Annotated in this window: 9 protein-coding genes; 6 read left to right on the forward strand and 3 right to left on the reverse strand. The window is 63.0% G+C overall.

Features of this window, described 5'->3' with window-relative positions; genetic code table 11:
• The first annotated feature begins 86 nt into the window (after window positions 1-86).
• The 4 genes from cimA (at window position 87) to SH412_RS13685 (ending at window position 6,474) form a co-directional block, all read left to right on the forward strand.
• Complete coding sequence (cimA, locus tag SH412_RS13670) at window positions 87-1,676, forward strand: citramalate synthase (RefSeq protein WP_336524072.1); 1,590 nt, start codon at window positions 87-89, stop codon at window positions 1,674-1,676.
• The gene (locus SH412_RS13675) at window positions 1,661-2,308 is read left to right on the forward strand and encodes a Uma2 family endonuclease (protein WP_336524073.1); all 648 of its coding nucleotides are present in this window, start codon (window positions 1,661-1,663) and stop codon (window positions 2,306-2,308) included. The genes cimA and SH412_RS13675 overlap by 16 nt, the downstream gene beginning before the upstream one ends.
• A 323-nt stretch (window positions 2,309-2,631) precedes the next feature.
• Window positions 2,632-3,093 carry a PIN domain-containing protein gene (locus tag SH412_RS13680; protein ID WP_336524074.1) on the forward strand — a complete coding sequence of 154 codons (462 nt, stop codon included), beginning with the start codon at window positions 2,632-2,634 and terminating at the stop codon, window positions 3,091-3,093.
• Between the two features lie 9 nt (window positions 3,094-3,102).
• Complete coding sequence (locus tag SH412_RS13685) at window positions 3,103-6,474, forward strand: valine--tRNA ligase (RefSeq protein WP_336524075.1); 3,372 nt, start codon at window positions 3,103-3,105, stop codon at window positions 6,472-6,474.
• 879 nt (window positions 6,475-7,353) lie between these two features.
• On the opposite strand, the gene purL is transcribed toward SH412_RS13685, so the two are convergent.
• Both purL and SH412_RS13695 read right to left on the reverse strand, forming a co-directional pair.
• Window positions 7,354-10,272, reverse strand: a complete 2,919-nt coding sequence (gene purL, locus SH412_RS13690; RefSeq protein WP_336524076.1) for a phosphoribosylformylglycinamidine synthase subunit PurL — start codon at window positions 10,270-10,272, stop codon at window positions 7,354-7,356.
• Between the two features lie 202 nt (window positions 10,273-10,474).
• Window positions 10,475-11,308: a prephenate dehydrogenase gene (locus SH412_RS13695; RefSeq protein WP_336524077.1), complete on the reverse strand. Its 834-nt coding sequence runs from the start codon at window positions 11,306-11,308 to the stop codon at window positions 10,475-10,477.
• 168 nt (window positions 11,309-11,476) lie between these two features.
• Between SH412_RS13695 and SH412_RS13700 the strand changes: the two genes are divergently transcribed.
• Entirely contained in the window at window positions 11,477-12,040 is a 564-nt protein-coding gene (locus SH412_RS13700) for an ECF-type sigma factor (protein WP_336524078.1), read from the forward strand.
• Between the two features lie 148 nt (window positions 12,041-12,188).
• On the opposite strand, the gene SH412_RS13705 is transcribed toward SH412_RS13700, so the two are convergent.
• Complete coding sequence (locus SH412_RS13705) at window positions 12,189-13,511, reverse strand: Trx7/PDZ domain-containing (seleno)protein (protein WP_336524079.1); 1,323 nt, start codon at window positions 13,509-13,511, stop codon at window positions 12,189-12,191.
• A 183-nt stretch (window positions 13,512-13,694) separates the two neighbouring features.
• Between SH412_RS13705 and SH412_RS13710 the strand changes: the two genes are divergently transcribed.
• Window positions 13,695-14,252 (forward strand): Uma2 family endonuclease, encoded by a 558-nt coding sequence (locus SH412_RS13710; RefSeq protein WP_336524080.1) that lies wholly within the window; start codon window positions 13,695-13,697, stop codon window positions 14,250-14,252.
• Window positions 14,253-14,314 lie beyond the last annotated feature (62 nt).

Here is a 14,314-nt window from a genome sequence, read left to right on the forward strand (position 1 = left end):
TATTTGTCACAGCACGCAAAACCCTCAGGTCGCAAGGCTTGAGGGTTTTTTTGTTGGTCCGCGTTATCGAAGAAAGAAGTTCTTCCATGTCCCGCATCCAGATCTACGACACGACGCTCCGCGACGGCAGCCAAGGGGAGGGAGTCAACTTCTCCCTGCAGGACAAGCTGCTGATTACGCAGAAGCTCGACGATCTGGGCGTGGATTACATCGAAGGAGGCTACCCCCTCTCCAACCCCAAGGACGCGGAATACTTCCAGCAGGTCCGCGATCTGCCGCTCAAGCATGCCCGCATCGCTGCTTTCGGCATGACCCGACGCAAGGCCTGCGCCCCCGAGGACGACACCTGCCTGCAGGCGCTGCGGGATTCGCTGGCCCCCGTCTGCACGGTCGTCGGCAAAACCTGGGATCTGCAGGTCTTCGAGGTCCTCCGCGTCGATGAAGCCGAGAATCTGGCGATGATCCGCGACTCCGTCGGCTTCCTGAAGGCCGAGGGCCGGGAACTGATCTATGACGCCGAGCACTTCTTCGACGGCTACCGCGCCAATCCCGAATTCGCCCTGAAAACCGTCCTCGCCGCCCAGGACGCCGGTGCTTCTCTGATCGCCCTGTGCGACACGAACGGCGGCCGCCTCCCCGAAGAAATCGCCGCCGCAGTGGAAGCCGTCCGTCGCGAACTGAGAATCCCGGTCGGCATCCACTGCCACAACGATTGCGATCTCGCCGTCGCCAATTCGCTCGCCGCGATCGACCGCGGCGCCATTCAGGTCCAGGGGACGATCAACGGCATCGGCGAACGCTGCGGCAACGCCGACCTGATCAGCGTCATCGCCAACCTCGCCGTCAAGAAGGGACGGGATCTGCTCCAGCCGGGCTGCCTCCCCCGGCTGACGGAGCTGTCGCGGTATGTCTACGAGATCGCGAACATGAACTTCCGTGCGAACCAGCCCTTCGTCGGCACGAGCGCCTTCGCTCACAAGGGGGGCATGCACGTTCACGCCGTCAATCGGCTGGCGTCGAGCTACGAGCACATCCCCCCCGAGACCGTCGGCAACGAACGCCGAGTGCTGGTGAGCGAGCTCTCGGGACGGTCGAACATCGTCGCCAAGACGACCAAGTACCGGCTGGAACAGGACAGCGCCCTGATGACTCGCATCCTCAACCGCGTCCAGGACCTGGAAAACGAGGGCTATCAGTTCGAAGCGGCGGAAGCGTCGTTCGATCTGCTGGTCCGCAAGGAGTCGGGCAATTACGTCCCGCAATTCGAACGGCTGCAGTATCGGGTCAATGTTGAAACGGATCACGGCCACGAACCCGTCACCGAGGCAACGGTGAAACTGAGAGTCGACAGCCGCGTCGAGCACGTCGTCGCAGAAGGAGACGGCCCGGTCAACGCGCTCGATCGCGCGCTCCGCAAGGCGCTGCTCGGCGCCTTCCCGAACCTCGATGACATGCAGCTCGTCGACTACAAAGTCCGCGTCATTAATTCGGCCGAAGGGACCGCCGCCCGCGTCCGCGTGGTCATCGAGAGCCGGGACAAAGCAGATGTCTGGAGCACGGTCGGCGTGAGCGAAAACGTGATCGAAGCAAGCTGGCTCGCCCTCGTCGACAGTGTAGAATACAAGCTGTACAAAGACGCGGAAGCTTCCGGAGCCCAGCCATGTCCATGCGATTGATGGCTCATATGGTCAGCCACGGCAGCCCTGCCGTTGTGCCGATCACGGCAGATCAATATGAACGGATGATGGCGGTGGGCATTCTGGACGAAGGAGCGCCCATAGAACTCATCGACGGCATGTTGCTGTTCAAAGACCGCCGCGACGCACCGGCCCCCCCCATGACACAAGGCCCTCGACATCTGCTGGCGATCAAGATCCTGGCGAAGCTGCTGGAAAACCTGCTTCCCTCGAATCGCTTTCATGTTCAGCAGCAGGGGCCGGTCGTCTGCAACGAGTCCAATGTCCCGGAACCGGACGTCTGCATCCTGAAGGGACTCCCCGACCGGTACGGCGACCGGCTGCCCGGCGCCGCAGACGTCGTCCTGGCGATCGAAGTGTCGCAGACGTCTCTCGACATTGACCAGTACGACAAGGCGGAACTCTACAATCGGTCCGGGGTTCCGAGCTACTGGATCATCAACCTCGCGGACGACACGGTCATCGTGCATGCCGAGCCGCGGGTCTCCGCTCGGACCTATGGTCAACAGACAGTCGTTCCCCGCGGAGGCGTTGTCGCTCTGGACTTGCCGGGTTCCGATCCCGTCGAGATTTCGGTCGATGATCTGTTGCCGGGACGATTTGCGCCCTGAGTCAGTGAAAACGTGAATTGGACGAGAATTATGATCCGCATCGAAACGACTGCCGAATTCGACGCCGATGGGAAGTTTGTCCTCACTGGACAATCGGGTGAGCCGATTTCCCCCGGCGAGCATCGGGTCGTGGTCCTGATCGGGGAAACACCAGAGTCCGCATCTTCTCAACTTCCCGCTGCCGAACCGGAATCATGCCTGTACTTTGACGGTGAAAAACTTCTGCTCGACGTCCCCTTGAATCCGGACGCAGATCTCTCCGTTGTTCACTGGATCGAGCAGGCGAGGTTGGAGCGAGAACGCCACAGTCTCGGAATTGAGCCGTGAAGAAGATTCTCCTCGATACCTCGGTCGTGGTGCCGGCGCTGCTGCATTCACACCCCAACCACGCCGCGTCCGATCTGTGGATCACTGCCGGCCAGCAGGGCCGATGTCAGTTGTTTGTCGCGCTGCATTCCGTCACGGAGGCGTTTTCGGTCCTCACAAGATTGCCAGCTCACAAGCACGTTCCGGCCGACGAGGTCTGGAACGTGATTGAACAGACGCTGCTTCCCGCAGCGACGATTGTCGAAGTTGCAGCCAACGATGTCCTGGCAAAGCTGCGCTGGTGTGCCGGCCAGAAACTCGCCGGAGGTATCCTCTACGATGCCCTGATCACACTCGCTGCCGAAACTGCGGATGTCGATCTCTTATTGACCTACAACACCAGACATTTTCTGCAGGTCTGGCCGACCGCAGTCGACCGGATCCATGTCCCCGATGCCGCACTCCTTCCAAAGTCATAGTCGAGCCCCATGACCACCGAAATCCCCAAACAATTCGAACCCCAGTCCGTCGAAGCCGCCTGGATTCCCTACTGGGAGTCCAACGGCTACTTCAACGCCGACCCCGACTCGGAGAAGCCGCCCCACGTCATCATGATCCCGCTCCCCAACGTCACCGGGGCGCTCCACATGGGGCACGCCCTCAACGGGACATTGCAGGATCTGATCACCCGCTGGCGGCGGATGCAGGGCTACGAGGCCCTCTGGATGCCCGGCACCGACCACGCCGGCATTGCCACCCAGTCAGTCGTCGAACGCCGGCTGCTCGAAGAAGAGGGCAAAACCCGGCACGACATCGGCCGCGAAGCCCTCGTCGAACGGATCTGGAAGTGGAAGGAATCCTACGAGAAGCGGATTCTCGGCCAGCTCAAGCGGATCGGGGCAAGCTGCGACTGGCGCCGCGTCCGGTTCACGCTCGACGACGTCTGCTCGAAAGCCGTCCGCCGGACGTTCTTCAAAATGTTCCGCGACGGCCTGATCTTCCGCGGCAAGCGGCTCGTCAACTGGGACGCCTTCCTGCAGACCGCCGTCGCCGACGACGAAGTCTATTCGGAAGACATCGCCGGGCAGTTCTGGACGTTCAACTATCCCGTGGTCGACGACGCTGGCAATGACACCGGGGAGCGGATTTCGTTCTCGACCACCCGCCCCGAAACGATGCTCGGCGACACCGCCCTCTGCGTCCATCCGACCGACGAGCGCTACACGGCCCTCGTGGGGAAGCAGGTCCGCATTCCGGTGATCGGCCGGCTGATTCCGATCATCGCCGACGCGCTGCTGGCGGATAAGGAACTGGGGACCGGCTGCGTGAAAGTCACCCCGGCCCACGATCCGAACGACTACGCCTGCGGCCTGCGCAACAAGCTGCCGATGATCAACATCCTCAACCCGGACGGCACCATCAACGGGGAAGGGGGGGAGTTCGCCGGCCTCGACCGCTTCGACGCCCGCGCGAGGGTCGTCGCCGAGATGCAGTCCCTCGGCCACTTCGAAAAAGTCGAAGACCGACAGATCCCGCTGAAGTACAGCGACCGCTCGAAGACGCCGATCGAACCGTACCTCTCCGACCAGTGGTTCGTGAAAATGGACGAACTGGCGCAGAAAGCGATCGACGCCGTCGACGACGGCCGCGTGCAGTTCTTCCCCGAACGCTACAAGTCGAGCTACCTCGACTGGCTGGGCGAGAAGCGCGACTGGTGCATCAGCCGGCAGTTGTGGTGGGGACACCGGATCTCGGTTTGGCGTAAGACCATTAAGATGGGAGCAAAGCCGGATGCCTACCTAATCGCCACACAGATCCCGGCCTACGAATCGGTGCCAACGGCACCGCACGGCGTGAAGATAAGCGACACCTACAAAGATTTCGTTGCCGATCAAATTATGGCCGGGCCTGAAGTCGACGAGTTGACCCTACTGTGGTGTATTGACTCGGGGCATTCAGAGTTCGAAAAGGAAGCGGAGAAACTTGGCTTCGTCCAGGACGAAGACGTCCTCGACACCTGGTTCAGCAGCGCCCTCTGGCCCCACGCCACGCTCGGCTGGCCCGATACCGAGCACAATCCACCTCTGGCGGCATCAGCCGCAACGAGCCCAACCAGTGCTCGGTCATTGGTTGAGGACGCGTTTCCCGTTGTTCCGCTGACCGGAATGACCATCTCCCCGGAAGCGATTGTCGCTGTCCAGGCGGATTGGGCACGCAAGCATCAGGCCATGCCAATCGCCATCGAGGAAGATGTGTTGGTGGTCGCGTTTGCTGACGAGATTGACCAGGAACGGATTGACGCCATCCGCTTTCATGCGAACCGTGAACTCAAAGTTGTCCTGGCGACTGCAAGCGACGTGAACGCGGCCATCGATCGTCACTACGACTCTTCCTCAACTCTCAACGCTCAACCCTCAACGGGCACCACGAACGCCGTCCTCAACTACTTCTACCCCGGCTCCGTCCTGATCACTTCCCGCGACATCATCACGCTGTGGGTCGCGCGGATGGTCCTCACCGGGCTCTACAACATGGGGGACGTCCCGTTCAAGCACGTCCACGTCCATCCGAAGATCCTCGACGGCTTCGGGCAGGGGATGTCCAAATCGAAGGGGAACGGCGTCGATCCGCTGGAGCTGATCGAACGCTACGGCTGCGACGGCATGCGGTTCACGATCGCCTCCTTCGCCGGCGAAACCCAGGACGTCCGGCTGCCGGTCGGCTACGAATGCCCCCACTGCCAGGCCCCCATTCCGCAGCAGCAGGAACACCTGAAGTTCAAACCGGGCAAGCCGCGGATCAAGTGCCCCAAGTGCAAGAAGGAAAGCCAGTACGCCTGCCCGTACTACGAGCCCGACGAGGGCGAACCGGTCGCCCGCATCGTCATCGAACGCTTCGAATACGGCCGGAATTTTGCCAACAAGCTCTGGAACGCCGCCCGCTTCGCGCTGCTGAACCTGGAAGGCTATACGCCGGGGCCGGTCGCGGATTCCGAGCTGCACCTCGAAGACCGCTGGGTGCTGAGCCGGCTGGCGACGGTGGCGGATGAAGTGACCGAACTGCTGGGCAAATATCAGTTCGACGCGGCGACGCGGAGTCTGCGGGAGTTCGTCTGGAACGAGTTCTGCGACTGGTATCTGGAGATGATCAAGCCCCGCCTGCGCGACGAGGCCCGCAAGCCCGCCGCCCAGCGCGTGCTGGTCCACGTCCTCGACACGATCCTCCGGCTGCTCCACCCGTTCACGCCGTTCATTACGGAAGAGCTGTGGCACCGGCTGAAAGAGATCGCCCCGCAGCGCGGCCTGCCGTCACCAACCGAAGCGTCGCCCGCCTGCATCGTCGCCCCCTGGCCGACGGATCTGGGCGTCTGGCGTCAGCCAGCCCTGGAAGCCCGCTTCCAGCGGCTGCAGGAACTGATCGTCGCGGTCCGCAACGTGCGCGGCACGTATAACATCAGCCCCGCCGCGTCCCTGTCGCTGGTCGTCCGCTGCCCGGCCGAGGCCGCGACCGATTTGACGTCTGTGGCCGATCAACTCAGCAACCTGGCCCGCGCGGAACTAACCGCCGCCGGTCCGGACGCCGTCCGCCCGAAGAGCAGCGCCAGCTTCTCGCTGGGGGACATCGACGGCTACATCCCGCTGGAAGGCCTGATCGACGTGGCCGCGGAGATCACCCGGCAGCAGAAGGAAGCGGAAAAGCTCCGCGGCTTCATCGCCGGCAGCGAGAAGAAGCTGACGAACAGCAGCTTCGTCGACCGCGCCCCGCCGGAAGTGGTGGCGGAAGTCCGCTCCACGCTGGAGAACCTCAAAAAGCAGCTCGCCAGCGTGGAAGACGTCCTGCAACAGCTCGCGGGGAATTGAAGAGCAGAGAATTCACCGCGGAGCCGCGGAGGACGCGGAGTCATGCCGGAGAAGACTTTAACCACGAATGGCACGAATCAACACGAATGAAGAAGGACCGAATTCGTAAACCACGAAAAACACGGAATTCACTGAGAAAGGAAGAACTGAGAAGTCCTCGTTCCCTCGTTCGCAGGCTCCGCCTCGTCTTCTCATCCGTTCATCCGTGCTGATTCGTGAAATTCGTGGTTCAGTCTCACTCGTCTTCGTCGAAGGGGACAAATTTCCACATTTTTCAAAAATTCGGCTAATCTGCTCTTGCAAACCTCCCGTACCAGAGTGAACGTGCGAATCGTCGGCGTGGGAAACGACATGCACGCAACGGGGCCACCCGGAGCGCTCGAGCGAATCCCCGCCGGCCAGCGGGCCTGGTCAGGGCCCATCACGGCCAGGTGGAAACGCCTAGTCGAGGGAGCGCACTTCGTGCGCGCTCACTCGGCGTCGAGATTCTTTCCCGTACTACGCGGGCCTCACAACCCGCCACCTGATCAACGCCAGCTCAAAGGATGCGGAGGAGCGGACTTCGACAACCCGCTCCGCCGCGTCCGAGCCGGTCGCTTATCGAGAAAGCCTCCCCGCAGGCCGCGCTCGCGCTGCGCGCTCAGCACCCCCGCGCGCCCTCTCTTCCAGTTTGCAATTTGCAATGAATTCCAATTCAAAATCAACTGCCATTGGCCTTTGCCTTGTTCCCAGGCTCTGCCTCGTCATTTCAGTTTCCGTCTCGTCTTGACGGATTCGTGTTGATTCGTGTCATTCGTGGTTCCCTCTCCTCCGGCTGTCTTCACTCCGCGTCCTCCGAGCCTCCGCGGTGAATCCTCTTTCCCCTCGTTCGTCAGCCGCTCAATCCCACGCCAGCGGCTGCTGCCACGCCTGCTTCAGTTCCCCGAGCCCGGCGTCGATCACGGTCGGTCCGGCGCCCGAAGCAATCACCACGCGGTCGGCGGTCGCGACCGTCCCCAGTCGCGTCAGCGGCAGACCCGCGAAGACCTTCTCGAAGGCCGTCGCGTCCGCCGGGGCGACTTCAACCACGAACCGCGTGGCCGATTCCGAGAACAGCAGCACGGCTGTCTGAGCGATTCCGCTGTCCTTCGCCAGACCGGTCAGGTCGACCTTCACGCCCAGCCCCCCGGCGAACGCCATCTCGGCCAAGGCCGCCGCCAGGCCCCCTTCACTCAGGTCGTGGCAGCTCTTGAGCAGTCCCTGCCGGATCGCGGCGTGGACGGCGGTAAAAATCTGCGGCGCCTGCTGCAGGTCGGGACGGGGAATGCGTCCGCCGGCCAGTCCCTGCACCAGCGCGAAGTGGCTGCCGCCGAGCTCGTCCTTCGTCGCGCCGATCTGATACAGGACGTTGCCGGCCGCCTTGAGATCCATCGTGACCGCTTGCGAGACGTCTTCCATCTGCCCCATCGAGCTGATCAGCAGCGACGAGGGAATGGCAACCGTCTGCCGCTGGCCATTGGCGTCCTGATAGGAGAACTCGTTGTTGAGGCTGTCCTTGCCGCTGATAAACGGCGTGCCGTACGCGATCGCCGTGTCCTTGCAGCCCAGCGCGGCCCGGACCAGCGAACCGAGCGTTTCGGGCCGTTCGGTATTCCCCCAGCAGAAGTTGTCGAGGATGGCAATCCGGGCCGGATCGGCCCCGACCGCCACGCAGTTCCGGACCGCTTCGTCGATCGCGGCGGCGGCCATCCAGTACGGGTCGAAGTCGCCGTACCGCGGATTCATGCCGTTGGCGACGACCACGCCGCGATTGGACTTCAGATCGGGTCGGACCACGGCCGCATCCGAAGGCCCGTCGCAGGCGATGCCGACCAGCGGCTTGACGACGCTCCCCGCCTGCACTTCGTGATCGTACTGCCGGATGATCCATTCTTTGCTGCAGACGTTCAGCGAACCGAGAATCGCCTTCAGGGCATCGTCGTACCGCGGCAGGTCCGGCACAGGGCAGGGGGGCTCCGCGGCGGGGGTGAAAGTGGCTTCGCGGACGACCGGCGGCCGGCCGTCGTGCAGGAAGCTCATCGCCACTTCGCCGACGTGCTGGCCGTGATACTTGAGAACCAGCTTGCCGGTGCCGCTGAACTTGCCGATGGCAGTCGCTTCCACCCCTTCGGACGCGCACAGATCCCGGAAGGCTTCCCATTTGTCTTCCGGAACGGCGAGGACCATCCGTTCCTGTGCCTCGGAAATCCAGATCTCGGTATACGACAACCCGGCGTACTTCAGCGGCGCCTGTTCGAGCCAGACTTCGGCCCCCGTGTGCTCGCCCATCTCGCCGACCGCGCTGCTGAAACCGCCCGCCCCGCAGTCGGTGATCGCGCTGTAAAGGTCCAGATCGCGGGCCCGCAGGATCACGTCGACGACCATCTTTTCCGTAACGGCATTGCCGATCTGCACGGCGCCGCCGGAGACCGTTTCGCTCTCTTCCGTCAATTCGGCCGAGCTGAAGGTGGCGCCGTGAATGCCGTCGCGACCGGTCCGGCCGCCGACGGCGACGATCAGATCCCCGACCAGCACTTCCTTGAAGCACTTGTCGACGGGGATCATCGCCGCCGTACCGCAGTAGACCAGCGGGTTGCCGAGATAGCGCTCGTCGAAGAAGACGGCCCCGTTGACCGTGGGAATGCCCATCCGGTTGCCATAATCCCGGACCCCGGAGACGACTCCCTTGGCGACCATCTTGGGGTGGAGCACGCCTGGTGGCAGCGATTCGACGGGGGTATCGGGCGGAGCGAAGCAGAAAACGTCTGTGTTGAGGATCGGCCGGGCTCCCATGCCGGTGCCCAGCGGATCGCGGATCACGCCGCCGATGCCGGTGTTCGCCCCGCCATACGGCTCGATGGCGGACGGATGGTTGTGAGTCTCCACCTTGAAGCAGACGTTCTGCGTCTCGTCGAACTTGACGATGCCGGCGTTGTCCTGGAACACGCTCACGCACCAGTCGTCGGCCCCGAGCTTCTCGCGGATGGCCACCGTCGCGCCGAAGACCGTTTCCTTGAGCATGTTCTCGAACTGGCGCTCGCCATGCTCGTCGCGATAGCGGATCCGGCCCTTGAGCGTCTTGTGGGAGCAGTGTTCGCTCCAGGTCTGGGCGACCGATTCCAGCTCGATATCGGTCGGATCGCGGTCGAGCCCGGCGAAGTACTGCCGGATCGTCTGCATCTCGGCAAGGCTCAGGTAAAGCTGCCCCTGCTTGCTCAGCGTCATCAGCGCCGCGTCGTCCATACCGCGAATCGGCACGATCGTGAGCTGGAAGCGGTATTCGCTGCCGAGCGCGATGCTGTCCATCTGCAGCGGGCCGGCGATGATCCGTTCGATGGCGTCGTTGGCGAGCAGTCGCTGCTGGACCCGCTGCAGGTCCGCGGTGGCCACATCGTCGTTGAACCAGTACCGTCGGGCGGTCCCGACCGCCGTCGCCGGGCAGCCGACGTCCGCGAGCGCCTTCTGGGTGCTGAGGGCCACGTTATCCGTCACGCCAGGCTTGAAGAGAACCGTCCGCAGCAGACCTTCTCCGGCGGATGCCAACGCGGCCTGACCGTCCAGCCGACGCAGCGAGTAGTCTTCGACGACGCGATCGACGAGCAGCTTGTGAGCCGCCGATTGCAGGCCCGCCTCGTCCTGTTCGGTCTCGATCAGGAAGACGCGAGCCGAGCGGACCTGCCGGACGGAGCCGGCCCCGAGGGCGTGCGACTCGCTGACAATCCGCAGTCCTTCGCGATCGATCTCACCGGCCGTCGGCCGAATTTCGACTTCCCAAAGCATGTTTCAAGGTTCCCATCGGCCGCAGGCCGAAGTCTCAGGATTGGTCAGTTGTCAGTTGTCAGTTGTCAGTTGTCAGTTGTCAGTTGCGAAGAGCGAGGTGCGGAGACTTTTCGACATTCCGCCTTCGTCATTCGACATTTCTTCTCTTCTATCTTCTCCGCGAACTCCTCTTCCCTCTGCGTCTCTGCGAGAGGTCTTCTCTTTACTCCAGCGAATCCCGCACGGTTTTCGCCTGTTGCAGGAGTCGATTCAAGGCCGCAGCGTCTCCTCGTTCGAGAGCCGCGCGAAATGAGGCAATCTGCTGCGTCAACGCATCGAGACTCGCACACACGTCGGCGGTGTTCGAGAGCAGAATCGCCGTCCAGAGATCCGGGTCTCCCGCGGCGATCCGCGTCGTATCGCGGAAGCCCGTGCCGATCAGTTCCCGGTTGGCCTCATTCAGCGTGTTCGCCAGTGCGACCGCGGTTACGTGCGGCAGATGGCTCGTCGCCGCGAGCGCCCGGTCATGCTCGGCGGGCGACAGCCGCACCGTCCGCATGCCGACCGACTGCCAGAAGCCTTCGATCTCGTTGACCGCCGCCGGGGTGGACTCTTCCGTCGGGGTCACGACGCACATTCGGCCAGCGTACAGTTCCGGATCGGCCGCTTCAAATCCCTGGCGATGCGAACCCGCAATGGGGTGCGAACCCACGAACTCGCGATTGCTGTCGCGACAGTCAGACAGTTCTTCGCAGACCCGCTGCTTCGTGCTGCCGGCGTCGGTCACCAGGCCACCCGAAGGAACATTTGACCAGAGCAATTTCACATCGTCCGCAATGCGATCCACGGGGGTACAGACGACGGTCAATTCGGCGTCGCGAACGGCCGCAGAATCGGTCGACCAGGCATCGATCAAACCGGCTGACTGCGCGCCCTGCAGACGCTCCGGATTGCGACCGATCCCGAGCACGCGACGCGCAGCGCCACGACGCTTCACGGCCGCCGCCAGCGACCCGCCGATCAGCCCCACGCCGACGATGGCGATCCAATCCCGCATCCTGAAATCCGCCCCCTTTTGGTGATTGCAACCCCTGACGGCGACAAGTTTAACGTGCCCCGCCCGAAACGGCACGTGTCCGGGCTCGGACGTGCCGGACGTTGTGCTACAATTCGCGGTCTCCCGCACCAGCGATTCCGCTGTTTTCCGATCGCCCCTGGCAAACTCATGTCCGATTCCGCCGTGACACAGTTGCTCGATCGCATTGGCGCAGGAGATCTGCTGGCCACGGACGCCCTGTTGCCCGTCGTCTACGACCAGCTCCGGCGACTGGCCGCGGCGAGGCTGGCCGGTGAAGCGCCGGGACACACCCTGCAGGCGACCGCCCTCGTCCATGAAGCCTGGCTGCGACTGGTTGGCGATGAGGCGAAGCACTGGGATCACCGCGGCCATTTCTTCGCCGCCGCCGCGGAGGCCATGCGACGGATTCTGGTGGAATCCGCCCGCCGGAAACAGCGACTCAAGCACGGCGGCGGCTGGCAGCGCGTGCCCGAAGACGCCCTGATCGCCCCGGAACTGCTGCTCGACGACGACGTGCTGGCGGTGGACGAAGCCCTGACGGAATTTGCAGCGGAATCGCCCGACAAAGCCCAGCTCGTCAAGCTGCGGTATTTTGCCGGGCTGTCAGAAAACGACGCGGCGGCGGCGCTGGGAATCTCCCGGGCCACCGCCGCCCGCTGGTGGGCCTATGCCCGCGCCTGGCTGTACGACCGGCTGCATAGCGAAGAGTAGCCCCGTGCGGATTTGGGGAGAAAGACCAATGCAAAATGAAAAGTGCAAAATGCAAATCGTAAAATAGAAGGGAGGATCTCTCCAATCGGGGTGGCACGCCCAGAGTCCGCGATGGGCGTGGACTTACCGATAACAGCCCCTTCTCAGACTACTGCTGCATGGGGAGCGTCAGTTTCACTTTCTTGCTGTCGCGGAGCACGGTAACCGGGACCCGATCACCGACGACGCGGGCCGTGACGGCATGGCGGAGGACGTCGGCTTCGGTGAGCAGGTCCGCCCTGCCATCGAATTCGATCACCACGTCTCCTTTCTGAACGCCGGCTTGCTTCGCTGCCGCATGGGCGCCGAATTGCCCCACATGTTTCACGCGGAGCGCCATTCCCTCTCCCGAGGCGCCTGCTTCAGACCGCTCGTCAGCCGTCATCGATTCGAGGACGATCCCTCCGGTCGCCATCCGCCGCAGCCCCCAGGACGACGCACGCCACGAGATGTCCCCGGCGCGACGCCAGCCGGCCTCCAGCTTCAGTGCCACCGTGGCGGGCTGCCCCTCCCGCAGAACATCGGCGTTGATGCTGCCTCCCTGCGGATCGACCTGCTGCAGCACCCACTGGACATCGGCAATCGACAGGAGCGGCTGGCCGGCCAGCCGCTGAATCACATCGCCTGCTCGGAAACCGGCGGCACTCGCCGGCGAATCGGGGGTCACCTCCTTCACAGTCGCTTTCTGATCAGGGTCGAGGATCAGGCCCACCGACTTCGGATGCGGATAGGGGAACAGAACCTTCTCCGGCATCGGCTGCTTCAGCGCCCGGTAGTACTCGCGCTGGGCGTCGCCGATCTGGTGACAGTGGATACAGCTCTGGACGACATTGCCGGAGTAGTTCAGCTCCGGACCGTACTTCTCCTTCAGGACCGGATACTTCTCTGGCGACGGGAATTCCGGAGCCGGGCCGATTTTGCCCGCCAGCGCGTCCTTGTTGTTCGGAGAGTCGGCGTGGATCTTCAGCGCCCCCTGCAGCGCCTGGGCCAGCCCCTTCAGCGAAACGTCGCCGAACCATTCGGTCCGATGCGAACGCGTGCCGAAGCGTCCGTAGATCGTCCTGTCCGCATTGAGCATGAAGACGGCGAAGGACTGGTCGGTGTCGTACTGGAACAGCGACAGATCGAGTCCGTTGGTGCCGACGACCCGGACGCAGACGAACTTGTCGAGCAGCGGCCGAATGACCGGGTCCTTGTCGACCAGATCGTCATCGAGCTTGACGCACTCTTCGCACGGAACGCAGCGCAGGACCACCAGCAGCGGCTTGCCGGTCCTCTTTGCTTCAGCAAAGCCCTTCTGCAGGTCGTTGTAGATCCAGAAGCCTTCCGCCTCGACCTTCTGCTTGTCCTCGCGGACTTTTTCCTCGCGGGTCTTTGGAGCGGCGAGAACTGAAGAGGTCAGCAGCAGAGCGATCAGACTCAGACGCAACATCAGCGGCTCCTCGACAGGCAGGGACGATTTGTTATGAGATGGCGAACCGGAGCGCAGCAACTGTTCTAACAGTTTACCGCTCGAAAACCAGCCCCACGGACCGCTTCCACCTTGTCCGGACGGACCGACGATGCGATACTCTTTCGTACAGGTTGTCCGCCTTCGCGTGATGGAATCGATCCCATGAGCCCGGCACTTCTCGAAGAGATTGCCCGCCAACTCCCCGAAGACGCTCTCTACGAAGTCGTCGACGGTCGTGTCGTGGAGAAGCACGTGAGTACGTTAGCCCTCTGGATTGCCGGAGAGCTTTGCGCGATTCTCCGCGAACATGTCCGCGGTCATCAATTGGGATGGCTGGGAACGGAAATGATCTTTGTTCTCGCTGACGAAGAGCGACTGATTCGGCGGCCGGACGTCGCCTACGTTTCGGCGGAACGCTGGCCTTTGGACCGACCGTTGCCTTACGAAGGCAACTGGCACATTGCACCGGATCTGGCCGTCGAAATCGTCAGTCCGGACAATTCCGCGAGTGAACTGTCCCGGAAGCGAAACGAGTACTTCCAGTACGGCGTGCGCGAGGTCTGGATCATCTTTCCCGAAGAGCGGCAGGTCGAAGTCTGGTCGTCCACGGGCTGCCGCGTCGTGCCGCATTTCGAACCGCTGACGACGGAGCTGCTTCCCGGACTGTCGATTGATCTGAACACGCTGTTGCCGGTGATCGAGCCGACAACACCGACGTGACAAGGCTTGAGAACGCCTCGAGAATCGGCTGGCACAGCCGGCCCTGCGTTCCTGGCGTCCGT

Origin of the sequence: Planctellipticum variicoloris (assembly GCF_030622045.1) — a bacterium.
Classification (GTDB): Bacteria; Planctomycetota; Planctomycetia; order Planctomycetales; family Planctomycetaceae; genus Planctellipticum; species Planctellipticum variicoloris.

Excerpts from the sequence above, each read along its gene's own strand:
- cimA (WP_336524072.1), top strand. The coding sequence starts at position 87 with ATGTCCCGCATCCAGATCTACGACACGACGCTCCGCGACGGCAGCCAA.
- SH412_RS13700 (WP_336524078.1), top strand. The coding sequence starts at position 11,477 with ATGTCCGATTCCGCCGTGACACAGTTGCTCGATCGCATTGGCGCAGGA.
- SH412_RS13710 (WP_336524080.1), top strand. The coding sequence starts at position 13,695 with ATGAGCCCGGCACTTCTCGAAGAGATTGCCCGCCAACTCCCCGAAGAC.
- SH412_RS13705 (WP_336524079.1), bottom strand. The coding sequence starts at position 13,511 with ATGTTGCGTCTGAGTCTGATCGCTCTGCTGCTGACCTCTTCAGTTCTC.
- purL (WP_336524076.1), bottom strand. The coding sequence starts at position 10,272 with ATGCTTTGGGAAGTCGAAATTCGGCCGACGGCCGGTGAGATCGATCGC.
- SH412_RS13695 (WP_336524077.1), bottom strand. The coding sequence starts at position 11,308 with ATGCGGGATTGGATCGCCATCGTCGGCGTGGGGCTGATCGGCGGGTCG.
- SH412_RS13685 (WP_336524075.1), top strand. The coding sequence starts at position 3,103 with ATGACCACCGAAATCCCCAAACAATTCGAACCCCAGTCCGTCGAAGCC.
- SH412_RS13675 (WP_336524073.1), top strand. The coding sequence starts at position 1,661 with ATGTCCATGCGATTGATGGCTCATATGGTCAGCCACGGCAGCCCTGCC.